Here is a 23,133-nt window from a genome sequence, read left to right as displayed (position 1 = left end):
CCCACGGATTCTTCAGGTTAGAAAGGCCGCAAAAGGCCACGAAGACTTCGGAAATAAAGCCTTGAGTATGATGCGCGATTCGCCCGCAGGGCGGTCGCGGTAAATGACAACCGCTGCGGAATCCGCGCGCGGCACCCGATTTTCAGCGATACGTGTAGGGTGGAGATGTACAACTGTCGGACTGCGTAGCACATCGCTTGATCAAAGACGCCTCATCTCGTCCGCTACCGCCAGTTGATTCCTCTTCCTGACTGAGTGCTTCTGTCACCACAGCAAGCAGGAGACGTCCGTCGTGACCGCGGCCTGATATGGCTGGCCGTCGCTAGACAGTGGAACGATTTACGACCGTTTCTGACGCGCCTGACACCGACCCTGAGAGTCGTGTGTGCCTAACGTGGCTTCCGGTAGCCCGGAACCCATTGGTACCACATGAAAAGAATGCTCATTAACGCAACTCAGCCCGAAGAGTTGCGTGTTGCCCTGGTAGATGGCCAAAAACTCTACGATCTGGACATCGAGTCCGGCGCCCGCGAACAGAAGAAGGCCAACATCTACAAAGGCCGTATCACCCGCGTTGAACCCAGCCTTGAAGCCGCCTTCGTTGATTTCGGTTCCGAACGCCACGGCTTCCTCCCCCTCAAAGAAATCTCCCGCGAATACTTCTCCAAAGCCCCTGAAGGCGGCCGCGTCAATATCAAGGACGTGCTCAAGGAAGGCCAGGAAGTCATCGTCCAGGTCGAGAAGGAAGAACGCGGCAACAAGGGCGCAGCCCTGACCACCTTCATCAGCCTGGCCGGTCGTTACCTGGTGCTGATGCCGAACAACCCGCGCGCCGGTGGCATCAGCCGCCGCATCGAAGGCGAAGAGCGCAACGAACTGCGCGAAGCGCTGAACGGCCTCAACGCTCCGGCCGATATGGGCCTGATCGTCCGCACCGCCGGCCTCGGTCGCTCCAGCGAAGAAATGCAGTGGGACCTCGACTACCTGCTGCAACTGTGGAGCGCGATCAAGGAAGCCTCCACCAGCCGCCCTGCCCCGTTCCTGATCTACCAGGAATCCAATGTCATCATCCGCGCCATCCGCGACTACCTGCGCCAGGACATCGGCGAAGTGCTGGTCGACAGCGTCGAAGCCCAGGAAGAAGCCCTGAGCTTCATCCAGCAGGTGATGCCGCAGTACGCCAGCAAGATCAAACTGTACGAAGACAGCGTGCCGCTGTTCAACCGCTTCCAGATCGAAAGCCAGATCGAAACCGCCTTCCAGCGCGAAGTGAAACTGCCGTCCGGCGGCTCCATCGTCATCGACCCGACCGAAGCCCTGGTTTCCATCGACATCAACTCGGCGCGCGCCACCAAGGGCAGCGACATTGAGGAAACCGCCCTGCAGACCAACCTGGAGGCGGCCGAGGAAATCGCTCGCCAACTGCGTCTGCGTGACATCGGCGGCCTGATCGTCATCGACTTCATCGACATGACCCCGGCCAAGAACCAGCGCGCCGTTGAAGAGAAGGTTCGTGAAGCCCTGGAAGCCGACCGCGCCCGTGTTCAGGTTGGTCGCATCTCGCGCTTCGGCCTGCTGGAAATGTCCCGTCAGCGCCTACGTCCGTCCCTGGGCGAGACCAGCGGCATCGTCTGCCCGCGCTGCAACGGTCAAGGCATCATCCGCGACGTCGAATCCCTGTCGCTGGCCATCCTGCGCCTGATCGAAGAAGAAGCGCTGAAGGACCGCACCGCCGAAGTTCGTGCCCAGGTGCCGATCCCGGTCGCCGCCTTCCTGCTCAACGAGAAGCGCAACTCGATCACCAAGATCGAACTGCGCACCCGTGCGCGCATCGTGATCCTGCCGAACGATCACCTGGAAACCCCGCACTTCGAAGTGCAGCGCCTGCGTGACGACAGCCCGGAAGCGCTGAGCGGCCAGACCAGCTACGAAATCGCCGCCACCGCAGAAAACGAAGAAGCTGCCGCTCACCCGGCCGCCGCCACGCGCACCCTGGTTCGCCAGGAAGCCGCGATCAAGGCCGCCCCGCGCAGCAGCGCTCCGGTCGCCGCCGAGCCGCAACCGGCTCCACTGGCTCCGACCAAGGCACCTGAGCCGAGCCTGTTCAAAGGCCTGGTGAAGTCCCTGGTCAGCCTGTTTGCCGGCAAGGAAGAAGAAGCTCAGCCAGCCGTGGCCGAGAAAAAGAGCAGCGAGCGCCCGCCGCGCGAAGAACGCCGCAACGGTCGTCAGCAGAGCCGCAACCGTGGCGGTCGCCGCGATGACGAGCGCAAGTCCCGCGAAGAGCGCGCCCCGCGCGAAGAGCGCCAGACTCGCGAGCCACGCGAAGAACGCCAGCCGCGTGAAGAGCGTCAGCCGCGTGAAGAACGTGCCCCGCGCGAGCCGCGTGAAGGCCAGGAGAACCGCCGCGAGCGCAAGCCACGCGAAGAGCGTGCTCCGCGTGAAGAGCGCGTGCGCGAGCTGCGTGAGCCGCTGGACGCCGCCGGTAACGAGCAACGCGAAGAGCGCGCCGAGCGTCAGCCCCGTGGCGAGCGCCAGGAGCGTCAACGCCCGCCGCGCGAAGAGCGTCAGCCGCGTGCCGAGCAGGCCGAGGCTCTGCAGGACGAAGCCCTGCCAAACGAAGAACAGCTGCAGGATGACGAGCAGGACAACAACGACGGTGAACGTCCGCGTCGCCGTTCCCGTGGTCAGCGTCGCCGCAGCAACCGTCGCGAGCGTCAGCGTGATGCCGATGGCAACCTGATCGAAAGCGCCGAGAACAGCGAAGCCGCAGGCAACGAAGCTCAAGCCGCCGCTCCAGCTGCCGTAGCGACTGCTGCCGCCGTGGTCGCAGAAAGCGTCGACAGCAGCGAAGCCGTTGCCAGCGAAGCTCCGATCAGCGAAGTCCCGGCCGTTGCAGCACCGACTGCCCAGGCTGAAGAGGTCCCTGCCGCTCAAGCGGTCGAGGCGCAAGCCGAGGCTAGCGTAAGCGAAGTGATCGAAACCGCTCCGGTCGTAGAGAAGCAAGCTGAAGCAGCCCCGGCCGCAGTCGCAACCCCTGCTGCCGTTGAAGTGCCACTCGCCGAGCCGGCCACTCAAGCTGAGCCGACGGTCGAAGTCGCCCAGGAGCCTGCTCCGGCGCCGGTCGAGCAAGCGCCTGCTGCCGCACCGGTTCCGGCAAATGCCACTGGCCGTGCACCGAACGATCCGCGTGAAGTGCGTCGTCGTCAGCGTGAAGCCGAGCGCCTGGCTCGCGAAGCTGCCCAGGCCGCTGCTGCAGCCCCGGCTGTAGAGGCTGCTCCGGTAGTCGAAGCCGCTCCGGCCGCTGAAGCGAGCCCCCTGGCAGAAACCGAAGCCACTGCAGTCGAAACCGCTCCTGCGGTCGAGCCAGTCGCCGAAGCCGAAGCCACTCCTATCGTCCGCGAGCAAAACGTGAGCGAAGCGGTAGAGCAAGCGCAGCCGGAAGAAGAGACGCCAGCCGACAAGGAAGAGGTCAAGCCTCAGGCTTGATCCTCCTGCGGTAACTAAAAAGGGGATGCCTAGGCATCCCCTTTTTCATGTCCGTCACTGATAGCCCGGATGCAATCCGGGAATGGCGGTCGTCGGATCACGTCCGCCCCGCAGATCAAAGCACGTTCGGTTCGATTTCCAGCGTAACGCCGAAACGCTGCAAGATATCGCTCTGGATGCGCTGCGCCAGCTGCAGCAGCTGCGCACCGGTCGCTTGGCCGTAGTTGACCAGCACCAACGCCTGCAGGCGGTGAACGCCGGCATCACCCTCGCGTACCCCCTTCCACCCTGCCCGCTCGATCAGCCAGCCGGCTGCCAGCTTCACCAGGCCATCGCCCGCCGGATAGCTGACCAGGTCAGCATGCTCGGCGCGGATGTGCTCGGCCAGCTCGAACGACACCACCGGATTCTTGAAGAAACTGCCGGCATTACCCAGCTCGACGGGATTCGGCAGCTTTTCGCTGCGAATGGAACAGATAGCCTGGCTGACGTCGCTGGCGGTCGGCGCTTCCACCCCCATCTCGGCGAGGCGCTGGCGCACCGGACCGTAATCCAGTCGCAGCGAAGCCAGGCGGCTCAAGCGAAAGCGCACTCGCAGGATCAACCAACGTCCGGCTTCACGCTTGAACAGGCTGTCGCGATAGGCGAAGGCGCACTCCTCTAGCGCGAAATCGCGCAGCTCACCGGTATGCCGATCCAGTGCGGTCAGGCCGGCGAACAGGTCCTTGATCTCCACGCCATAGGCACCGATGTTCTGCATCGGCGCCGCGCCGACGGTGCCGGGGATCAGGCTGAGGTTTTCCAGGCCGCTCAGGCCCTGCGCCAGACTCCACTGCACGAAGGGATGCCAGGGTTCACCGGCTTCCGCCTCTACCAGTACCTGATCGCCATCCTCTTCGAGAATGCGAATACCACGGCTGGCCATGCGTAGCACCAGCGCCTCGACATCGCGAGTCAGCAACAGGTTGCTGCCACCGCCGATCACCAGCAGCGGCAAGCTCTGCTGCCCAGCCAGACGCAGCGCCTCGCGCACATCGTCATCGTTGTAGGCTTCGGCGAAACGCCGTGCACACACGTCGACACCAAAGCTGTTGAAGGCCTTGAGCGAAACGTCGCTCTGCAGATTCAGGCTCACAGGCGCCCCTTGATTTCGCTCAGCAGCGCATCGCTGGCCTGCTCGATCAGGTCCAGCACCTGCTCGAAGCCCTCTTCGCCGCCGTAGTACGGGTCGGGCACCTCATCCAGTGCCAGGTCATAGCGACGCAGGTACAGATCCAGATCGGCGCGGGCATCGGCTGGGCGCAGCGCCTTGAGGTTGAGCAAGTTGCTCTGATCCATGGCCAGGATCAGGTCGAAGCGCTGGAAATCGGCGGCTTCCACCTGACGCGCACGCTGCGCGGACAGGTCATAACCACGGCTCAGGGCAGCCTGACGCGTGCGGCTGTCCGGCGTTTTGCCGGCATGCCAGTCGCCGGTGCCGGCGGAATCCACCTGCACGCGATCCTCCAGCCCCGCCGCGCGCAGCTTGTGGCGAAACACGCCTTCAGCCGTGGGCGAACGGCAGATGTTGCCCAGACAAACGAACAGGACCTTCATCAGGCACCCAGCAGGCGGCGCACCCGCTCCAGGTCTTCGGCGGTATCCACGCCAGCAGCCGGCGCTTCGAGCGCATCGGCAACATGGATGCGCACACCGTTATACAGCGCACGCAATTGCTCCAGGCACTCGGTATCTTCCAGCCAGCATGGCCCCCAGGCCACGAAGTCATGCAGGAAGCCCGCGCGGTAGGCGTAGATGCCGATATGACGGCGGTAAGGCACGCCTTGCGGCAGCACATCACGGCTCTTGGCGAAGGCATCGCGCGCCCAGGCCAGCGGCGCACGACTGAAGGTCAGAGCCAGGCCATTCTTGTCGGCGACCACCTTGACCACATTGGGGTTAAACAGCGCGGTAACATCTTCGATGGGCTCGGCCAGGGTGGCAATGCCTGCCTGCGGATTGGCCGCCAGGTTGGCCGCCACCTGATCGATGATCATCGGCGGAATCAGTGGTTCGTCGCCTTGCACGTTGACCACGATGGCATCGGCCGGCAGACCAAGCTGGGTGGCCACTTCGGCCAAGCGGTCGGTGCCGGAGTTGTGATCCTCGCGGGTCAGCAGCACCTCGGCACCGAACGCCTGACAGGCGTCGACGATGCGCGCATCGTCGGTGGCGATTACAACGCGGCCAGCCGAACTCTTCTTCGCCTGCTCCCAAACGCGCTGCACCATGGGCTTGCCGGCAATATCCTGCAGTGGCTTGCCGGGCAGACGGGTGGAGGCGTAACGGGCGGGAATGACAACGGTGAAGGCTGCACTCATTTACTTGTCCAGGCGCTCGTCGGTGTTCAGGGTGCGTGCTTCGCTTTCCAGCATCACCGGGATGCCATCGCGGATCGGGTAGGCCACGCCGGCGCCCTTGCTGATCAGTTCGGTCTTGTCTTCGGAAAGCTGCAGCGGGCCCTTGCAGATCGGGCAGGCGAGAATGTCGAGCAGTTTAAGGTCCATGGCGCAGTCCTTGATGGGGTCATCAAGACCCCGGTATGAGGCGAGCCAGCTCCTTGTCCAACCAATCGACGAAAGCCGGCGTGGGCACGGCGTCGACGGCCAGGTACCACCAGTCGGCGGCGGCGAAGGCCCGGCATTTCACCGCATCCTTTTCCGTCATCAGCAGCGGCAGCGCCGGCTCGAAACTGAGCTGCGCGGCGTCGTACTGGGCATGGTCGGCAAAGGAGTGCGGAACCGGCCGCCAGTTTAGCGCTTCGAGGGTATTGAAGAAACGTTGCGGGTTGCCGATGCCGGCGACCGCATGCACGGGCTGGCCTGAGGGAAAATGATCCAGCCCTACCCGCTCGCCAGTGACCAGGTTGACCAGTGCGGTGGGGTGTAAGCCAAAGGCGTAGCCGTCGCTGCGGTCGACTTCGGCGCCGTTGAACAGCACCGCATCCACCTCACGTAGACGCTCGGCCGGCTCACGCAGCGGCCCGGCGGGCAGGCAGCGGCGATTGCCCAGGCCGCGCGCGGCATCGATCAGCACCAGCTCCAGGTCGCGCGCCAGACGGTAGTGCTGCAGGCCGTCGTCGCAGAGGATCAGATCCAATGGCTCCTCGGCCAGCAGTGCACGCACCGCGCGGCTGCGGTCCGGATCGATCATCAGCGGCACGCCCGTGCGCTGGACGATCAGCAGCGGCTCGTCACCGACCTGGCTCGCGGGCTGCTCGGCACGCACGCGCCACGGCAGGCTCGGCGGCGTAGCGCCATAGCCGCGACTGACCACGCCGACCTTGAGGCCACGCGCCCGGCAGTGTTCGATCAGAAAGAGGATCAGCGGCGTCTTGCCGGTGCCGCCGACGGTGATGTTGCCCACCACCAGCACCGGCACCGGCGCGCGGTAGATTTCGCCCTCGCCGGCCAGGAAACGCGCACGCTTGCCCTGTACCACGCGGCGATACAGCCACTCCAGCGGGCGCAGCAGCGCCAGCGCCGGGTGGCCGCGATACCAGGCCTCGAGCAGGCGATCGGCAGCGCTCACTTAGGGAGTATCCTGTGCTTCCACCGTGGTGATGCGCAGGTGCGAGAAGCCCAGCTTGCCAGCGGCGTCCATGGCGGTGATCACCGCCTGATGCGGCGTCTTGCCGTCGGCACTGATGATCAGCGGCAGGCTGTTGTCGCCCTCGGACTCCTTCTGCAGCGCAGCCATGAGATTGCTCAGGTTGCTCTCCAGCAGCGCCTTGCCATTGATCGAGTAGGCACCATCGGCACCGATCAGCACCTCGACCTGCTTCAGCTCGGTCTGCTCCGGCGGCGTGCCGCTGGCCGCCTCGGGCAGGTCGACTTTCAGCTGGGTCTCACGGGTGAAGGTGGTGGTGACCACGAAGAACAGCAGCAGGATGAATACCACGTCGATCAACGAGGCCAGGTTGATCTCGACGTTCTCCCGCGGTTTACGCCGGAATTTCACGCCTTGCCCTCGCCCAGGTCGACGTCGCGATCACCCTGGACCATTTCCACCAGCTTGATCGCTTCCTGCTCCATGCCCACCACCAGCTCGTCGACGCGGCGCTGCAGGTAGCGATGGAAGAACAGTGCCGGAATCGCCACCATCAGACCAGCTGCTGTGGTGATCAGGGCCTTGGAGATACCACCGGCGAGCATCGGCGCATTGGCCATGCCCGAGCCCATGAAGGAGCTGAAGATCTCGATCATACCCAGCACGGTGCCAAGCAGGCCGAGCAGCGGTGCGATGCCGGCGATGGTACCGAGGGCGTTGAGGTAGCGCTCCAGATCATGGATGACGCGCGCGGCAGCCTCCTCGATGCACTCTTTCATGATCTCGCGACCATGCTTGGAGTTGGCCAGGCCGGCGGCGAGAATCTGCCCCAGCGGCGAATCCTCACGCAGCTCCTTGAGCTTCTGGTTGTTGAGTTTCTTGTCCTTGATCCAGCGCCATACCTGGGCCAGCAGATTGGCCGGGGTGACGCGGGCGGGCCGCAGGGTCCACAGACGCTCGGCAACGATACCGGCAGCAGCGATGGAACAGAGAATGATCGGCAGCATCATCCAGCCGCCAGCTTTGACCAGTTCCCACACGGTAGAGAATCCCCCTCGAAAAAGTGGCGCCACTCTAGCACAGGGGGCAACGCCCGCCGACCGCCGCCGTTCTCATTTTTCCCGCCAGAAACGTGCCTCGCGTCGCAATGCCTGCGCTGCGCCATGCTCACCCAGGCGCAGATGCAGCGCGCCATCGAGCGCGGTGTCATGCACCTGAACGCCCGCTGCCCGATAACGCTCCAGCACCTGCGGGTGTGGATGGCCAAAGGCATTGTGGCGGCTGCGGGTAATCAGCACATGCTGCGCCGCGACCGAGTCGATGAACGCCTGGCTGGACGAGGTGCGACTGCCATGATGAGGGGCCAGCAGCCACTGCGAAGCCAGGGGAAAGTCGGCCTGCATCAGCGCCCGCTCGGCCTGTACGTCGATATCGCCGGTCAACAGCAGGCGTTCGCCCGCAGCCTCGATCTGCAATACACAGGACAGCTGGTTGCCGGAGCTGGCGCGGTCCCACTGCCACAGCCTGAAGGTCACCTCGTTCCATCGCCAGCTTTGTCCTGACTCGCACGCTTCGGCGCCGAGCGCATCGGCCAGCCTTTGCGGCTCACCACTGATCACCCTCGATACAGGCATCCCGACCTTGATCGCGGCCGCGCCGCCGGCATGATCGTTGTCCGCATGGCTGAGCAGCATCAGATCGAGATGCCTGAGGTTCAGCGCCCGCAACGAGGGCAGGACGATTCGCTCACCGGTATCGAAATCACCGAAGCGCGGCCCGGCGTCATACAGCAGAGCGTGCTCTCGGGTACGCACCAGCACCGCCAGCCCCTGCCCCACATCCAGCACCCAGATGTCGGCGCGACCATCATCCAGATGCGGCGCTGGCAGCAGCAATGCGGGCAACAACAGCGCAAGACCGGGCAGACGCAGCGGCACTCCGGCCGGCAAAAGGAGCAGCAGAGCACCGGCTGCCGCCAGCAACCATGCCCACAGCGGCAGAACGCTCGGCAGCCAGGCGGGTAGCCAGCCGGCGATGATGCCGAGCAACTCGAACAGCAGGTGCAGCGCACCACCGGCCAGCCACAACAGCCCTTCGCCCAGCACCGGTATAGGCACCAGCAAGGTGCCCAGCAAGGCCAGAGGCACGACTACCAACCCGACCCAGGGCACGGCGATCAGATTGGCCAACGGCCCGCTGCTGCTGACCGGCAGGCCGAGGACCAACATCATCGGCAACAGGCCGATGGCCATGGTCCATTGCGCACGCGTGAGCCCGCGCCACCAACCCCAGACGCCGAGCCGACCGCCAAACACCAGAGCCAGAATCGCCACCGCCGAAAACGACAACCAGAAACCCGGCTGCAAGGACGCCAGCGGCTCCAGCAGCAGAACCACGATCAAGGCCAGCAACAATGGCCACCACGCGCCCAGATGGCGAAAGCGCATGCGCCACAGCAGCACCAACGCGACCATCACGCAGGCCCTGCGCACCGGCACCTCAAAGCCCGCCAGCAAGCCATAGGTCAAGGCCCCGCCCAGGGCCAGCGCACAGGCGCAAGGTAACCATGGCCAGCGCGCCGGCCATGCGCCGAGCTTCGCCAGCAAGGCCACCAAACCGTAGAGAAAGCCGGCCAGCAGTCCGATGTGCTGCCCGGAAATGACCATCAGGTGCACCGTGCCGGTGTGTTGCAACAGGCGCCAATCTTCGCTGCTCAAGCCAGAACCGTCGCCCAGAACCAAAGCGGCGATGGCGCCTTCGCGCTCAACAGCTGGCGCCGCCAACAAGCGTTGGCGCAGGCTGTCGCGCCAACTACCCAGGCCCGAAGCTGGAGCAAGGCGCTGACCGGACTTGATCGTGCCCGTGGCGCCGATACGCTGCGCCAGCAACCAGGCTTCGTAGTCGAAGCTCTGCGGATTGACCAGGCCATGCGGCCGCTTCAGGTTGACTGCCAGACGCCAGCGCTCGCCGCCCTGCACCGTCGGCCCGCCATACCAGGCCACCCGCAACCTTGTTGGCAGCTCGGCGCGACGCGATTGCGCATCCTCCAGCAGGAAGCGCACCACACCATCGGATACCTCGGGCAATCCGACCACCCGTCCTTCCAGCCATAGCGTGCGGCCGTCGAGCTCCGGGGCGAGGCGATCGTCCAGCGCCCACTGTGCTGAATTGCAGGCCCACGCCAACCCCAACAGAAAGAACCCCATTGGGTAGAAACGCGAGAGCAATAAAGCCAGGCCGGCACAGGCTGCAACCAGCAACAGCCAGCCTGGCGGCAGGCTCGGCAGAAAGCGCAAGCTGAGCAGCCCCAAGGCCAGCGCCAACATCCCTGTTCGCATCCTTCCTCCCTGCTCATCGAGCTGCAGCAAACGCGTCCGGCGCTCACCTTCGGTCACAATATGAAAACGCTGGCCGAGCTGAATCCGTGCATAATATCGGCGCTTTTGCCTGCCCAGAGACTCTTCATGCCGCGTCGTTTATTCAAGCGCTACATGCCCACCCCCGACAGCATCAAGGGTAACAAGTCCCTGCGCTTTCTCGGCAAGCTGATTCATGATCCCAATCTCTGGCACCTGAACCGTCACTCCGTAGCGCGCGGCATGGCCATCGGCCTGTTCTGGGCGATGATCCCCATGCCGATGCAGATGCTGGCGGCGGCCGCCGTCGCCATTCCGCTGCGCGCCAACCTGCCGATCTCCATCGGCCTGGTCTGGCTGACCAACCCCATCACCATGCCGCCGATCTTCTACTGCACCTACAAACTCGGTGCATGGATCATGCAGACACCGCCGGTGCGCATGCCGCAAACCCTGAGCCTGGAATGGATCACGGCCGAGGTCGCCATCTTGTGGAAGCCGCTGTACCTCGGCTCCTTCATCTCCGGTCTGGTGCTCGCCGCATTGGCCTATGTGCTGACCATGCTCTACTGGCGCTGGTGGGTCCAGCGCAGTTGGCGCAAGCGTCAGGAAAAACGCCGCCAACAGCGCCCCTGAAAAGAAAAAGCCGTCGAATGCGACGGCTTTTTTATGCTTACTCGTAACGTAGCGCTTCGGCCGGTTGTACCTGCGCCGCCCGCCAGGATGGGTAGAGCGTGGCGAGGAAGCTCAGGATCAATGCCGCCGAGCAGATCAGCGCCACATCCAGCCACTGCAGGTCCGATGGCAGGCTGCTGATGAAGTACACGTCGGAGCTCAGCACCTGCTGTCCGGCGAAGGATTCCAGCCAGGCCACCAGCGCACTGACATTCAGCGCCGCCAGCACGCCAAGTACCGTGCCGATCAGGGTGCCGACCAGGCCGATCACCGAGCCCTGCACCATAAAGATGGCCATGATCTGCCGTGGCGTAGCGCCCAGGGTGCGCAGGATGGCGATATCGCCGCCCTTGTCGGCGACCACCATGATCAGGGTGGCGATGATATTGAAGGCGGCGACTGCGACGATCAGCAGCAGAAGCAGGCCGATCATGGTCTTCTCCATCTTCATCGCGCTGAACAGGCTGCCCTGAGTGTGGGTCCAGTCATCGGCGCGGTAATCGGCGCCCAGCTCGGCCAGCAGCGCCTTGGACACCTGCGGCGCCTGGTAGAGATCCTTCAGCGCCAGGCGGATGCCCGGCACGGTGCCCTCCGGCAGGCGCTGCATGGCTGCGGCATCGGCGACGTTGATCAGTGCCAGCGAGCTGTCCAGCTCGGCACCAACCTTGAACACCGCCGCCACGTTCAGGCGCTGCATGCGCGGCGTGACACCACCAGGAGCGTTGCTCAGCTCGGGAATGATCAGCGTCAGCTTGTCGCCGACCTGCAGGCCGAAGCGCCGAGCAGTGATATCACCGATCACCACGCCGAACTCACCGGGCTGCAGATTATTCAGGCTGCCCTGACGGATATGCTCGGGCAGGATCGACACCTTGCCCTCCTCCGCCGGATCGATGCCGTGGATCTGGATCGGCTGCATCAGCCCGCGATGCGAAAGCATGCCCTCCAGCTCGGCATAAGGCGCGGCCGCCTGCACCTGCGGATTGGCCTTGGCCTTTTCCGCCAGGGCGCGCCAGTCGGCAACCGGCTCGGCGCCATAGACCATGGCGTGCGGCACCATACCGAGAATCCGTGAGCTCATTTCCTTCTGGAAGCCGTTCATCACCGACAGCACCACGATCATCGCCAGCACACCGAGCGCCAGGCCAATCATCGAAGTCAGCGAAATGAAGGAGATGAAGTGATTGCGGCGCTTGGCCCGTGTGTAGCGAGCGCCGATGAAGATACTCAGCGGACGAAACATCAGAGGGTCACCAGCTTGCCGTCCTGCAGGCTGAGCACGCGGTCCATCTGCCGCGCCAGCTGCATGTCGTGAGTCACCACCAGGAATGCGGTATTGGAGTCACGGCTGAGCTCGCGCATCAGCTCCTGAATGCCTTCGGCGGTGTGCTGGTCGAGGTTGCCGGTCGGCTCGTCGAGCAGCACCAGCCCAGGGCGATTGACCAGGGCGCGGGCGATGGCCACACGCTGCCTCTCGCCACCGGACAGCTCTGACGGCTTGTGATGGAGGCGATGCCCCAGCCCCACGCGCTCCAGCAATGCAGTCGCGCGCTGGCGCGCTTCGGCGATCGAAGTCTTGCCGATCAGCAGCGGCATGCAGGCATTCTCCAGCGCAGTAAATTCAGCCAGCAGGTGATGGAACTGATAGACGAAACCCAACGCCCGGTTACGCAGCAGGCCGCGGGCGGTCTCGCTCAGTGCCGACAGTTGCTCACCGGCCAGCCAGACACTGCCCTCGCTGGGTGTATCCAGGCCGCCAAGCATGTTCAGCAGGGTGCTCTTGCCGGAACCGGAGCTGCCGACGATGGCCACCCGCTCGCCGGGGAAGAGTTCCAGTTCGAGCCCATCGAGCACGACCACCGATTCGGGGCCCTCGTCGTAACGCTTGCTCAGGTTGCGGCAGCTGAGCACGGCATTGTGCTGTTTCATGGCGTTCTGGTTCATGGGTTCACTCATAGCGCAGGGCCTCGGCGGGCTGGGTGCGCGCGGCGCGCCAGGCCGGATACAGGGTAGCGAAGAAGCTCAGCAGCAGCGCCGCGGTACAAACCATCACCACGTCGGCGCTCTGCAGTTGCGAAGGCAGGTAATCGATGAAATAGACATCGGCATTGAGAAACTTGATGCCCAACAGGCGCTCGATGCCGGCGATCAGACTACTGACGTTGAGCGCCGCGAGAATCCCCAGCACGGCGCCGATGAAAGTACCGACAACGCCGATCACGGTACCCTGCACCATGAAGATGGCCATGATCTGCCGCGGCGTGGCACCAAGGGTACGCAGGATGGCGATATCGCCCTTCTTGTCGGTCACCACCATCACCAGAGTGGAGATGATGTTGAAGGCTGCCACCGCGACGATCAGCAACAGCAGCAGACCGATCATGGTCTTCTCCATGCGGATGGCCTGGTACAGGTTGCCGTGGGTACGAGTCCAGTCGCGGGCGTAGAAGTCGCCGTCGAGAGTCTGGGCGATTTCCCAGGCACTGCGCGGCGCCTGGAACAGGTCGTCGAATTTCAGGCGCAGGCCCTGCACCTGATCCGGCTTCCAGCGCTGCAGGCGCGCCAGATCACTGATGTTGGCCAGCGCCAGGGCACCATCGATCTCGCCAGCGCCGACGTGAAAGATACCGGTGACGGTGAAGCGTTTCAGGCGCGGGAACATGCCGGCCGGGGTCACGGTGACTTCGGGGGCGACGAAGGTGACCTTGTCACCGAGCTTGAGGCCCAGCTTGGCCGCTGCCTTATCACCAATGACCATGGCGAAATCACCTGGCTGCAGGCTGTCGAGACTGCCCTGCTGGAAGAAGTCATTGATGATCGAGACCTTGCGCTCCTGCTCGGGATCGATGGCATTGATCAGTACCTTCTGCACCTTGCCGTCGTGCGTCAGCAAGCCCTGCATCTGGGTGAAAGGTGCCAGCGCCTCGACACGCGGATGGCGCTCGACCTGACGCGCCAGTGCCGGCCAGTCACTGACCGGGGTCGGCGACTCGACCGTGGCGTGAGGAATCATCCCCAGCACACGGGTGCGCATCTCGTGATCGAAACCATTCATGACCGACAGCACCAGGATCATCACCATCACCCCCAGGGTGAGGCCGAGCATGGACGTCAGGGAAATGAAGGAAACGAAGTGGTTGCGGCGCTTGGCCCGCGTGTAGCGCGTGCCGATGAATACGAACAGAGGTCTGAACATGTCGGAGAGATTCGGGGGAAAGAAAAACGTCCATGTGGCGGGGCCAGGTCAGCGGCCTTACACTCAGAAGCAACTCGAAGTCGGCTGCGTAACGGGCCTGCTGCGTTAAAAACACTTGGAAAGCCACTTATGGCTATCACACATCAGTGTGACCCCGAAGGAGCGAGCGAAGCGAGAATTGCTCGTTTACCATTCGTAACCGGCGCTTGCCCAGCGATGTTCGCCCGGCTCGCATACCGTTCGCGAAGCCTTCAACAGGCTCTTCGACCACCATTGCTTTCATGGGTTCGCCATGTCGACTAACGATGTAGATGATCGCCGCGAATACTACCGTATCGAGGATACGATCGCACTGGAATTCAGCCTGCTGTCAGGGGCCGAAGCCCAGGCCAGCGACGTACTTCACGACCCGTCGCCGCTGTTCAATCTGCTCAGCGATCTGCACCTGATGGACTTCGAGTCGCAACATCTGCTGCGCCACATCAGCGAGCGTGATCGCACCCTGGCCAACTACCTGAAAGTGATCAACAAGCGCATCGACCTGCTTGGTCAGGCGGTCGCGCAGAGCCTGTTGCGCGACATTGGAGCCCCGCGCCAGGTATCGCTGTCCGAGGGCGGTATCAGCTTCATGGACGCCCAGGCCGTGGCACCGGGCAGCCACCTGGCGATCAAGATGGTATTGATGCCACAAGCACTCGGTCTGATGCTGCGCGCCCAGGTGGTGCACTGCAGCGCACGCAGCGACGGCCAGTACGATATCGGCACCGAGTTCGAAGCGTTGACCGACGCACAGCGCCAGTTGCTGGCCCGGCATATCCTGCAGAGACAGGCCCTGGAACGTCGCCAGGCCCGCGAATGAACGCCGCAAAGGATCCGCCATGTACCGCATCGCACTGCTACTCGCCCTTCTCGCCCCTACCTCTTCCTTCGCCGACACCCTGACCATTCCGTTGGGCAACCAGGGTGCGGATATCGATGCCCGCAACCTGCCCCAGAAAGGCGAGTCGAAACGCTCGGTACTCGAGCGCTTCGGCCTGGCCGATGAAGAACACAAGCCGGTCGGCCAGCCGCCGATCACCCGCTGGGACTACCGCGAGTTCAGCGTTTATTTCGAATACGATCATGTGATCAACAGCGTGCGCCACCATCAGCCGCACCACCTCGACACCGTCAAGGAGCAACAGTGACTCTCATCTACGGCCATCGCGGCGCCAAGGGCGAAGCCCCGGAAAATACCCTCGCCAGCTTCCAGCGCTGCCTGGAGCATGGCGTCAATCGCTGCGAGCTGGATCTGCACCTGTCACGCGACGGCGAGTTGATGGTGATTCACGATCCAACCCTGAAGCGCACCACCGGCGTGCGCGGCAAGGTGGTCGAACATGATGCCGCCGATCTGATCAAATATGACGCGCGCAAGGGCGGCCCGGGCTGGGTGCGCCCCTGCCCCATTCCGCGCCTGCAGAATCTGTTCGAGCAGTGTCAGTTCGAGCACTGGCAACTGGAAGTGAAAAGCGCCTCGAAAGTGCGTGCCGCACGCACCGTACTGGCCATCGCCGAGCTGGTCGAGCGCTTCGGCCTGCGCGATCGGATCACCATCACCTCCAGCTCACGCGAAGTGCTCAAGGCCGCGCGCGAGCTGACTCCACAACTGCAACTGGGCCTGGTCGCCGAGTACGCCTGGCTCGATCCGCTGAAAGTGGCGGCGCACTATGAGTGCCACCTGCTGGCGCTGAACTGGACCCTATGCACTCCGGAGCGCCTGCTCAAGGCGCAGAAACAGGGACTGCATGTGTCGGTCTGGACGGTCAACGAACCGGCGCTGATGCGCCGCCTGGCCGACTTTGGCGCCGACAGCATCATCACCGACTTCCCAGGCATAGCGGTGCAGACGTTACGCGGCTGAGACTCATCGCCCTCTCCCCCGGCCCCTCTCCCGCAAGCGGGAGAGGGGAGCAAGCCAGAGCAGCTCGCGCGACGTTCGGATGCAATTCGAGGGATGCAGAGAGAGCATTCCCGGATTGCATCCGGGCTACGAACTGGCGGTGCGCACGGCACACCCTATGGGCTGAGGCGTTTAGCCTCTGTAGGAGCGGATTTATCCGCGATATGCAGCCAACACCGAGCACACCAGCATCGCGAATAAATTCGCTCCTACACCAGAAGTCATGTAGCCCGGATGACATGGCGCGAAGGCCCCGGATTGCATCCGGGCTACGAACTGGCGGTGCAGACGCTGCGCGGATGAAACTTGTAGGGTGCACCATGCGCACATAGCGTCGCTCGAACAGGCGGGGCCAAGCGGTGCGCACGGCACACCCTAAGGGCTGAGGCGATTACCCTTGTAGGAGCGGATTTATCCGCGATATGCAGCCAACACCGAGCGCACCAGCATCGCGATAAATTCGCTCCTACACCACAAGCCATGTACCCCGGATGCAATCCGGGTGCGTCTTCGCGCCTGTACCCGAATGGCATCCGGGCAGCGAACACAACGCCCAACAACGAAAAAACCGGCCAATGGCCGGTTTTGTCGTTGCTGCCGCCTGAGACGCTAGAAGCTCTCCCGATTCGGCCAGCGCCACTCGGAAGCCGCTACCCAGCCTGTCTCCCCGACCGGCTCAGGCCGCCGGCCGGAGCCGCTCAAAAAAGCCGGTTGAGGCCGTCGAACGCGGCAACCCGATAGGCCTCGGCCATGGTCGGGTAGTTGAAGGTGGTGTTGATGAAGTACTTGATGCTGTTGGCTTCACCCTTCTGGTTCATGATCGCCTGACCGATGTGAACGATCTCCGAAGCCTGATAGCCGAAGCAGTGCACACCCAGCACTTCCAGGGTTTCGCGGTGGAAGAGAATCTTCAGCATGCCCACCGGTTCGACCGAGATCTGCGCACGGGCCATGCCCTTGAAGAAGGCCTTGCCAACTTCGTAAGGCACCTTGGCCTGGGTCAACTCTCGCTCGGTCTTGCCGATCGAGCTGATCTCCGGAATGGTGTAAATGCCGGTCGGCACGTCATCGACGAAACGCCAGCTGCCGTTGTCGACGATGCTGCCGGCAGCCGATCGCCCCTGGTCGGAGGCGGCGCTGGCCAGGCTCGGCCAACCGATCACGTCACCGGCGGCGTAGATGTTGCTGACCTCGGTGCGGTAGTGCTCGTCGACCTGAATCTGGCCACGGCTGTTGACCGCGATGCCGATGTTCTCCAGGCCCAGCTGATCGGTGTTGCCGGTACGGCCGTTACACCACAGCAGCGCATCGGCCTTGATCTTCTTGCCCGACTTCAGGTGCAGGACCACACCGTTTTCCACACCTTCGATGCGCTCGTACTCTTCGTTGTGACGAATCAGCACATTGTTGTTGCGCAGGTGATAGGAGAGCGCATCGGAGATCTCTGAATCAAGGAAGCTGAGCAGTTGATCGCGGTTGTCGATCAGGTCGACCAGCACACCCAGGCCACTGAAGATCGAGGCGTACTCGCAGCCGATGACCCCGGCTCCGTAGATGATCAGACGGCGCGGCGTGTGGCCGAGGCTGAGAATGGTGTCGCTGTCGTAGATGCGTGGGTGAGTGAAGTCGACATCGGCCGGGCGGTAGGGGCGCGAACCCGTAGCGACGACGACCTGCTTGGCCACCAGTTTCTCCACCACGCCATTGAGGCAGACCACTTCCACCGTTTGCTCGTCGGCGAAGCTGGCGGTACCGAAGTAGGTGTCGATGCGGTTGCGCGCGTAGTAGCCGGTGCGCGAGGTGACCTGCTTGGCGATCACCTTCTCCGCACTCTTGAGCACATCGGGGAACGAGAACCAGCGCGGCTCGCCGATCTGGCGGAACATCGGGTTGGTGTTGAACTGCATGATCTGCCGCACCGAGTGGCGCAGCGCCTTGGACGGAATGGTACCCAGGTGGGTGCAGTTGCCGCCGACCAGCGGACGGTTGTCCACCACGGCCACCTTGCGCCCGGCCTTGGCCGCGTTCATCGCCGCGCCCTCGCCCGCCGGGCCTGAGCCAAGCACCACCACATCGTAGTTGTAGACCGCCATGTTTACTCCTTCAGATCAGGCCGGAGCGCTTGTGGCGCACCCTCGGCAGGGCTGGCAGCGGATAATAGCCACCAGCTATCAAAGCTACCAGCCGACTTAGCGCTTGCTCGCGTCGTAAGCCAGGTCGGTGTTCGGCGCATCGCTCTTGTCGCGATTGACCTCTTCGCATTTCTCGCGGCTACCGCCGCAGATCGAGCACTCTTTCTCGATACCCAGATTGGCATTACCACCGCAGGAACCGGCGATGGGTTTGCGCCCCATGATCACGCCGACGGCCATCATGCCGACGACCAGAATCATGGCCAGAAATACAACCAGAAACGTCATTGCTCATCTCCTGCAGCGAATAGCTGCTCGAATGCGGCCGTGCCCTGTGTGACGAAGCCCTCACCCTCACGCGTCACGAAAAACGCCGCGATACCGTTGCGCTCGGCGAAGGCCATGCCGGCATCCGGCCCAAGCACCATCAATAGGGTAGACAAGCCATCGGCGCGCAAGGTCGATGGATCTGCCACCGTCACTGCCGCCAGCTTGTGGTTGACCGGTTTACCCGTCAGCGGATCGAGCGTGTGCGAGTAGCGCTGGCCGTTCTCTTCGAAATAATTACGGTAGTCGCCCGAAGTGGAAATACCGTAACCATCGAGCAGAAGGATGCGTTGAGCGACACGTTGGTCGTCGCGCGGCGCCTCCAGGCCAATGCGCCAGTGGCTACCATCGGGCTTGAAGCCGGCCGCCTTGAGCTCGCCGGTGGCCTCGACCAGGTAACTGGTAACACCCAGCTCACCCAGACGCGCCACGATCAGATCGACGGCATAGCCAGCGGCGATGCTGTTGAAGTCGACCTGAACATCGACGTCCTTGCACAGCTGCTCGCCCTCGATCTTCAGGTGCTGCTGACCAACGCGTTGGCGCACCTCGGCCAGGCGCTCGGCATCCGGTACCGCCTCGCCCTGCCCCTTGGGCCCGAAGCCCCAGAGGTCGAGCAAGGGTTCGAGGGTCAGGTCGAAGTGACCCTGGCTCTCTTCGTGCAGGCGATTACCGGCGCGCACCAGGTCGAGCACGCCCTTGGGCATGGCCTGGCAGGTACCGGCCGGCGCACGGTTGAACTGCTCGATCAGTGAATCGTCGCGATAGGTGGACATCTGCAGATCGATCTCGGCGAGGATCGCCTCGGTCGCAGCCTTGAGTTCGGCTTGCGGTGCGACACCTTCACTGCGGACGTATTTGATCGAATAGGTGCTGCCCATGGTCGGGCCGCCGAACTCTTCGATCCGCTCTGAATGCAAGCAGCCCGTTAGGGCTGCCGCCAGGGCGACAGCGATAACGGGCTGGAGTACAGCAGACCTCATGCTTAGCCGCCGAAGTCGTCGAGGAGAATGTTCTCCGGTTCGACGCCCAGGTCGGTGAGCATCTTGATCACGGCGGCGTTCATCATGGGTGGGCCGCACATGTAGAACTCGCAATCTTCCGGAGCCGGGTGGTCCTTCAGGTAGTTCTCGTACAGCACGTTGTGGATGAAGCCGGTGAGCCCGGTCCAGTTGTCTTCCGGCTGCGGATCGGACAGCGCCAGGTGCCACTGGAAGTTCGGGTTTTCCGCGGCCAGCTGATCGTACTCTTCGTTGTAGAACGACTCACGCATGGAACGCGCACCGTACCAGAAGCTGATCTTGCGCTTGGACTTCAGGCGCTTGAGCTGGTCGAAGATGTGCGAACGCATCGGCGCCATGCCGGCACCACCACCGATGAAGACCATCTCGGCGTCGGTGTCCTTGGCGAAGAACTCACCGAACGGCCCGTACACGGTGATCTTGTCGCCCGGCTTGAGGCTGAACACGTAGGACGACATCTTGCCCGGCGGCAGATCGTCCTTGCCGGGGGGCGGCGAGGCGATACGGATGTTGAACTTCACCAGACCGCGCTCTTCCGGGTAGTTGGCCATGGAATAGGCACGGATCACGGTCTCGTCGACCTTGGACACGTACTTCCACTGGTTGAACTTGTCCCAGTCGCCGCGATACTCCTCCTGAATGTCGAAGTCCTTGTAGTACACGGTGTGCGGAGGGCACTCCAGCTGCACGTAACCACCGGCGCGGAAGTCGACGTTCTCGCCTTCCGGCAGCTTCAGCGTCAGCTCCTTGATGAAGGTGGCGACGTTGGGGTTGGACTGGACGGTGCACTCCCACTTCTTGACGCCGAAGACCTCTTCCGGGACTTCGATCTTCATGTCCTGCTTGACCGGGGTCTGGCAGGACAGGCGCCAGCCTTCGCGGGCCTCGCGCTTGGTGAAGTGCGACTCTTCGGTGGAGAGCATCTCGCCCCCGCCGCTTTCGACGATGCACTTGCACTGGGCGCAGGTACCGCCGCCGCCGCAGGCGGAGGACAGGAAGATGTTGTTGTCGGCCAGGGTCTGCAGCAGCTTGCCGCCAGCCGGTACCACGATGGTTTTTTCGCCGTTGATCTCGATGCTCACGTCACCGCTGGACACCAGCTTGGCGCGCGCCGCGAGGATGATCAGCACCAGCGCGAGAACGATGGCGGTGAACATGCCGATGGCGAGGAAGATTTCGTAATTCATCTGTTCATCCTTTCCTTACAGCTGCACGCCGGAGAAGGACATGAAGCCCAGCGACATCAGACCGATGGTGATGAAGGTGATGCCCAGACCCTGCAGGCCAGCCGGTACGTCGCTGTACTTGAGCTTCTCGCGAATACCCGCCAGCGCGGCGATGGCCAGTGCCCAGGACACACCCGCGCCGATACCGTAAACGGTGCTTTCGGCCAGGTTGTAATCACGCTCGACCATGAACAGCGAACCACCCATGATGGCGCAGTTCACGGTGATCAGCGGCAGAAACACACCCAGGGCGTTGTACAGCGACGGCACGTACTTATCGAGGGTCATCTCGAGGATCTGCACCAGGGCCGCGATCACGCCGATGAAGGTCAGCAGGCCGAGGAACGACAGATCCACCTCAGGCAAGCCGGCCCAGGCCAGAGCGCCATCCTTGAGGATGTTGGTGTAGATCAGGTTGTTCACCGGCATGGTGATACCCAGCACCACGACCACGGCGATACCGAGACCGATGGCGGTTTCCACCTTCTTGGAGATGGCGATGAAGGTACACATGCCGAGGAAGAACGCCAGCGCCATGTTCTCGACGAACACCGCACGGACGAACAGGCTGATGTAATGTTCCATTAATAGGCCTCCTTGCTGGATACGTGAGGCGCCATCTTGTAGGCATTCTTCTCGATCTGATCCTTCTTCCAGCTACGGATGCCCCAGATGAACAGGCCGATCAGGAAGAAGGCCGAAGGCGGCAGCAGCAGCATGCCGTTGGGCTGGTACCAGCCACCGTCGTTGACCACCGAGAAAATCTCGTAGCCCATCAGCTTGCCCGCGCCAAACAGTTCGCGGATCACGCCCAGGGCGATCAGCATGGCGCTGTAACCCAGACCGTTACCGATACCGTCGAAGAACGACAACACCGGCGGGTTCTGCATGGCGAACGCTTCGGCACGGCCCATCACGATACAGTTGGTGATGATCAGACCGACGAATACCGACAGCTGCTTGGACAGACTGAAGGCATAGGCCTTGAGCACCTGATCGACCACGATTACCAGCGAGGCGATGATCACCATCTGCACGATCATGCGGATCGAGCCGGGGATCTGGCTGCGGATCATGGAAATGAACAGGTTGGAGAAACCTGTCACCAGCGTCAGCGCGGCGGACATCACCAACGCGGTCTGCAGGTTCGAGGTTACCGCCAGGGCCGAGCAGATCCCGAGGATCTGCAGACCGATGGGATTGTTGTTGAAGATCGGGTTAAGCAGGACTTCTTTAATAGTCGGCTGCGACATGATCAAGCCTCCCCTGCACGCAGGTTAGCGATAAACGGACCGAAGCCGTTCTGGCCGAGCCAGAACTTCAGCAGGTTGTCCACACCGACGCTGGTCAGGGTGGCGCCCGCCAGGCCATCGACCTGGTGAGTGGCTCGCGGGCTCTGCGGGTCGACACCGCCCTTGACGATCTGTACGGCCAGCTTGCCGTTATCGTCGAACAGGGTCTTGCCGGGCCACTGGCCTTTCCATTTCGGATTATCCACTTCGCCGCCGAGACCCGGGGTCTCGCCATGCTGGTAGAAGCCCATACCGACCACGGTATTCAGGTCACCTTTCACCGCGATGAAGCCGTGCAGGGTCGACCACAGACCGTAACCGCGCACCGGCAGGATCAGCGTTTCAACTTCGCCATCCTTCTCCACCATGTAAACGGTGGTGTAGCGCTCCTGGCGCTTGATCCCGGCGATGTCCTCGCTGCCCTTGAGCGCGGTGGAGGTCTTCGGATCCTTCGAGGCCTTGAGCGGGTCGAAGGTGATCGGATCGAACGCATCGGAGAACTTGCCGCTCTCCAGGTCCACCAGCTTGGCGGTGATGGTGCTGTCGAACACTTGCTTGACCTTGGCACTGGACATGCCGGCCTCACCCAGACCGGCAATGGCCAGGATGCTGCGCTGCTTGTCCAGCAGACGGTTTTCTACCTGAGTCGGCTTCAGTGCGATGGCAGCGCCGGCGACGAACACCGAGCACACCAGACACACCAGCACGGCCACCGTCAGCGTGCGAACGGTGGATTCTTTTTGACTAGACATTGCGTGCCAGCCTCCGCTTGATATTGGCCTGAACGACGAAGTGGTCGATCAGCGGTGCAAACAGGTTGGCGAACAGGATCGCCAGCATCATGCCCTCGGGGAAGGCCGGGTTGACCACACGAATCAGTACGACCATCCC

The 23,133-nt window shown here is 63.0% G+C and carries 24 protein-coding genes; 5 read left to right on the top strand and 19 right to left on the bottom strand.

The features are described 5' to 3' along the window. Positions 1-429 precede the first annotated feature (429 nt). Positions 430-3,486, top strand: coding sequence for a ribonuclease E (rne, locus tag B3P22_RS13320; RefSeq protein ID WP_296271298.1), 3,057 nt, complete (start codon positions 430-432; stop codon positions 3,484-3,486). A gap of 115 nt (positions 3,487-3,601) precedes the next feature. On the opposite strand, the gene murB is transcribed toward rne, so the two are convergent. From murB to B3P22_RS13280, 8 genes are all read right to left on the bottom strand, one after another. Then, a complete protein-coding gene (gene murB, locus B3P22_RS13315; protein ID WP_296271297.1) occupies positions 3,602-4,621 on the bottom strand; it encodes a UDP-N-acetylmuramate dehydrogenase in 1,020 nt (339 codons plus the stop codon). Continuing rightward, positions 4,618-5,082 carry a low molecular weight protein-tyrosine-phosphatase gene (locus B3P22_RS13310; protein ID WP_296271296.1) on the bottom strand — a complete coding sequence of 155 codons (465 nt, stop codon included), beginning with the start codon at positions 5,080-5,082 and terminating at the stop codon, positions 4,618-4,620. Before B3P22_RS13310 ends, murB begins: the two co-directional genes overlap by 4 nt. Continuing rightward, a complete protein-coding gene (kdsB, locus tag B3P22_RS13305) occupies positions 5,082-5,846 on the bottom strand; it encodes a 3-deoxy-manno-octulosonate cytidylyltransferase (protein ID WP_296271295.1) in 765 nt (254 codons plus the stop codon). Before kdsB ends, B3P22_RS13310 begins: the two co-directional genes overlap by 1 nt. Next, entirely contained in the window at positions 5,847-6,032 is a 186-nt protein-coding gene (locus B3P22_RS13300) for a Trm112 family protein (protein WP_013714804.1), read from the bottom strand. Positions 6,033-6,054: 22 nt separating this feature from the next. Next, entirely contained in the window at positions 6,055-7,056 is a 1,002-nt protein-coding gene (gene lpxK / locus B3P22_RS13295; protein ID WP_296271294.1) for a tetraacyldisaccharide 4'-kinase, read from the bottom strand. Continuing rightward, complete coding sequence (locus B3P22_RS13290) at positions 7,057-7,485, bottom strand: ExbD/TolR family protein (protein ID WP_296271293.1); 429 nt, start codon at positions 7,483-7,485, stop codon at positions 7,057-7,059. Then, positions 7,482-8,114, bottom strand: a complete 633-nt coding sequence (locus B3P22_RS13285) for a MotA/TolQ/ExbB proton channel family protein (protein WP_013714801.1) — start codon at positions 8,112-8,114, stop codon at positions 7,482-7,484. The genes B3P22_RS13290 and B3P22_RS13285 overlap by 4 nt, the downstream gene beginning before the upstream one ends. Before the next feature lie 72 nt (positions 8,115-8,186). Continuing rightward, positions 8,187-10,400 (bottom strand): DNA internalization-related competence protein ComEC/Rec2, encoded by a 2,214-nt coding sequence (locus B3P22_RS13280; protein ID WP_296271346.1) that lies wholly within the window; start codon positions 10,398-10,400, stop codon positions 8,187-8,189. A gap of 138 nt (positions 10,401-10,538) precedes the next feature. Here B3P22_RS13280 and B3P22_RS13275 point away from each other — a divergent pair, with 138 nt between their 5' ends. Beyond that, the gene (locus B3P22_RS13275) at positions 10,539-11,066 is read left to right on the top strand and encodes a DUF2062 domain-containing protein (RefSeq protein ID WP_197855924.1); all 528 of its coding nucleotides are present in this window, start codon (positions 10,539-10,541) and stop codon (positions 11,064-11,066) included. A 37-nt stretch (positions 11,067-11,103) separates the two neighbouring features. Here B3P22_RS13275 and B3P22_RS13270 read toward each other — a convergent pair whose 3' ends face one another. Genes B3P22_RS13270 through B3P22_RS13260 form a run of 3 tightly spaced genes read right to left on the bottom strand, consistent with a single transcriptional unit; the run spans position 11,104 to position 14,301 of the window. After that, positions 11,104-12,348 (bottom strand): lipoprotein-releasing ABC transporter permease subunit, encoded by a 1,245-nt coding sequence (locus B3P22_RS13270; protein ID WP_296271292.1) that lies wholly within the window; start codon positions 12,346-12,348, stop codon positions 11,104-11,106. Then, a complete protein-coding gene (gene lolD / locus B3P22_RS13265; protein WP_419096436.1) occupies positions 12,348-13,034 on the bottom strand; it encodes a lipoprotein-releasing ABC transporter ATP-binding protein LolD in 687 nt (228 codons plus the stop codon). The genes B3P22_RS13270 and lolD overlap by 1 nt, the downstream gene beginning before the upstream one ends. A 19-nt stretch (positions 13,035-13,053) precedes the next feature. Then, positions 13,054-14,301: a lipoprotein-releasing ABC transporter permease subunit gene (locus B3P22_RS13260; RefSeq protein WP_296271290.1), complete on the bottom strand. Its 1,248-nt coding sequence runs from the start codon at positions 14,299-14,301 to the stop codon at positions 13,054-13,056. 292 nt (positions 14,302-14,593) lie between these two features. Between B3P22_RS13260 and B3P22_RS13255 the strand changes: the two genes are divergently transcribed. The 3 genes from B3P22_RS13255 to B3P22_RS13245 are packed head-to-tail and all read left to right on the top strand — an operon-like array spanning position 14,594 to position 16,204. Continuing rightward, entirely contained in the window at positions 14,594-15,160 is a 567-nt protein-coding gene (locus B3P22_RS13255) for a PilZ domain-containing protein (RefSeq protein ID WP_296271289.1), read from the top strand. Between the two features lie 19 nt (positions 15,161-15,179). Further along, entirely contained in the window at positions 15,180-15,488 is a 309-nt protein-coding gene (locus tag B3P22_RS13250) for a phosphodiesterase (RefSeq protein ID WP_296271288.1), read from the top strand. Beyond that, a complete protein-coding gene (locus B3P22_RS13245) occupies positions 15,485-16,204 on the top strand; it encodes a glycerophosphodiester phosphodiesterase (RefSeq protein ID WP_296271287.1) in 720 nt (239 codons plus the stop codon). The genes B3P22_RS13250 and B3P22_RS13245 overlap by 4 nt, the downstream gene beginning before the upstream one ends. A gap of 737 nt (positions 16,205-16,941) precedes the next feature. Here the strand turns inward: B3P22_RS13245 and sthA are convergent. From sthA to B3P22_RS13205, 8 genes are all read right to left on the bottom strand, one after another. Then, positions 16,942-18,336, bottom strand: a complete 1,395-nt coding sequence (gene sthA, locus B3P22_RS13240; RefSeq protein ID WP_197855931.1) for a Si-specific NAD(P)(+) transhydrogenase — start codon at positions 18,334-18,336, stop codon at positions 16,942-16,944. A gap of 96 nt (positions 18,337-18,432) precedes the next feature. Continuing rightward, on the bottom strand, positions 18,433-18,663 hold the full coding sequence (nqrM, locus tag B3P22_RS13235) for a (Na+)-NQR maturation NqrM (RefSeq protein ID WP_296271286.1): 231 nt from the start codon (positions 18,661-18,663) through the stop codon (positions 18,433-18,435). Further along, a complete protein-coding gene (locus B3P22_RS13230; RefSeq protein WP_296271285.1) occupies positions 18,660-19,583 on the bottom strand; it encodes an FAD:protein FMN transferase in 924 nt (307 codons plus the stop codon). The genes nqrM and B3P22_RS13230 overlap by 4 nt, the downstream gene beginning before the upstream one ends. 104 nt (positions 19,584-19,687) lie before the next feature. After that, a complete protein-coding gene (gene nqrF / locus B3P22_RS13225) occupies positions 19,688-20,911 on the bottom strand; it encodes an NADH:ubiquinone reductase (Na(+)-transporting) subunit F (RefSeq protein WP_024307554.1) in 1,224 nt (407 codons plus the stop codon). Between the two features lie 15 nt (positions 20,912-20,926). Next, positions 20,927-21,535 carry an NADH:ubiquinone reductase (Na(+)-transporting) subunit E gene (gene nqrE / locus B3P22_RS13220; protein ID WP_017677633.1) on the bottom strand — a complete coding sequence of 203 codons (609 nt, stop codon included), beginning with the start codon at positions 21,533-21,535 and terminating at the stop codon, positions 20,927-20,929. Next, a complete protein-coding gene (locus B3P22_RS13215; RefSeq protein WP_177323695.1) occupies positions 21,535-22,209 on the bottom strand; it encodes an NADH:ubiquinone reductase (Na(+)-transporting) subunit D in 675 nt (224 codons plus the stop codon). The genes nqrE and B3P22_RS13215 overlap by 1 nt, the downstream gene beginning before the upstream one ends. Continuing rightward, positions 22,206-22,994, bottom strand: a complete 789-nt coding sequence (locus tag B3P22_RS13210; RefSeq protein WP_024307552.1) for a Na(+)-translocating NADH-quinone reductase subunit C — start codon at positions 22,992-22,994, stop codon at positions 22,206-22,208. Before B3P22_RS13210 ends, B3P22_RS13215 begins: the two co-directional genes overlap by 4 nt. Continuing rightward, the coding region (locus B3P22_RS13205; protein WP_296271345.1) for an RnfABCDGE type electron transport complex subunit D at positions 22,987-23,133 on the bottom strand (147 nt) is incomplete at its 5' end. The genes B3P22_RS13210 and B3P22_RS13205, both read right to left, overlap by 8 nt.

Source organism: Pseudomonas sp. UBA6323, from assembly GCF_002439135.1.
Classification (GTDB): domain Bacteria; phylum Pseudomonadota; class Gammaproteobacteria; order Pseudomonadales; family Pseudomonadaceae; genus Aquipseudomonas.
Note: the sequence above shows the minus strand (reverse complement) of the source record. Positions and strands in the feature narration are given on the sequence as shown.

Coding starts and splice junctions, on each gene's coding strand:
- B3P22_RS13270 (WP_296271292.1), bottom strand. CDS start 12,348: ATGTTTCGTCCGCTGAGTATCTTCATCGGCGCTCGCTACACACGGGCC.
- nqrF (WP_024307554.1), bottom strand. CDS start 20,911: ATGAATTACGAAATCTTCCTCGCCATCGGCATGTTCACCGCCATCGTT.
- rne (WP_296271298.1), top strand. CDS start 430: ATGAAAAGAATGCTCATTAACGCAACTCAGCCCGAAGAGTTGCGTGTT.
- nqrE (WP_017677633.1), bottom strand. CDS start 21,535: ATGGAACATTACATCAGCCTGTTCGTCCGTGCGGTGTTCGTCGAGAAC.
- B3P22_RS13310 (WP_296271296.1), bottom strand. CDS start 5,082: ATGAAGGTCCTGTTCGTTTGTCTGGGCAACATCTGCCGTTCGCCCACG.
- B3P22_RS13300 (WP_013714804.1), bottom strand. CDS start 6,032: ATGGACCTTAAACTGCTCGACATTCTCGCCTGCCCGATCTGCAAGGGC.
- lolD (WP_419096436.1), bottom strand. CDS start 13,034: ATGAAACAGCACAATGCCGTGCTCAGCTGCCGCAACCTGAGCAAGCGT.
- B3P22_RS13210 (WP_024307552.1), bottom strand. CDS start 22,994: ATGTCTAGTCAAAAAGAATCCACCGTTCGCACGCTGACGGTGGCCGTG.
- B3P22_RS13280 (WP_296271346.1), bottom strand. CDS start 10,400: ATGTTGGCGCTGGCCTTGGGGCTGCTCAGCTTGCGCTTTCTGCCGAGC.
- B3P22_RS13255 (WP_296271289.1), top strand. CDS start 14,594: ATGTCGACTAACGATGTAGATGATCGCCGCGAATACTACCGTATCGAG.
- sthA (WP_197855931.1), bottom strand. CDS start 18,336: ATGGCGGTCTACAACTACGATGTGGTGGTGCTTGGCTCAGGCCCGGCG.
- B3P22_RS13230 (WP_296271285.1), bottom strand. CDS start 19,583: ATGGGCAGCACCTATTCGATCAAATACGTCCGCAGTGAAGGTGTCGCA.
- B3P22_RS13250 (WP_296271288.1), top strand. CDS start 15,180: ATGTACCGCATCGCACTGCTACTCGCCCTTCTCGCCCCTACCTCTTCC.
- B3P22_RS13275 (WP_197855924.1), top strand. CDS start 10,539: ATGCCGCGTCGTTTATTCAAGCGCTACATGCCCACCCCCGACAGCATC.
- B3P22_RS13260 (WP_296271290.1), bottom strand. CDS start 14,301: ATGTTCAGACCTCTGTTCGTATTCATCGGCACGCGCTACACGCGGGCC.
- nqrM (WP_296271286.1), bottom strand. CDS start 18,663: ATGACGTTTCTGGTTGTATTTCTGGCCATGATTCTGGTCGTCGGCATG.
- kdsB (WP_296271295.1), bottom strand. CDS start 5,846: ATGAGTGCAGCCTTCACCGTTGTCATTCCCGCCCGTTACGCCTCCACC.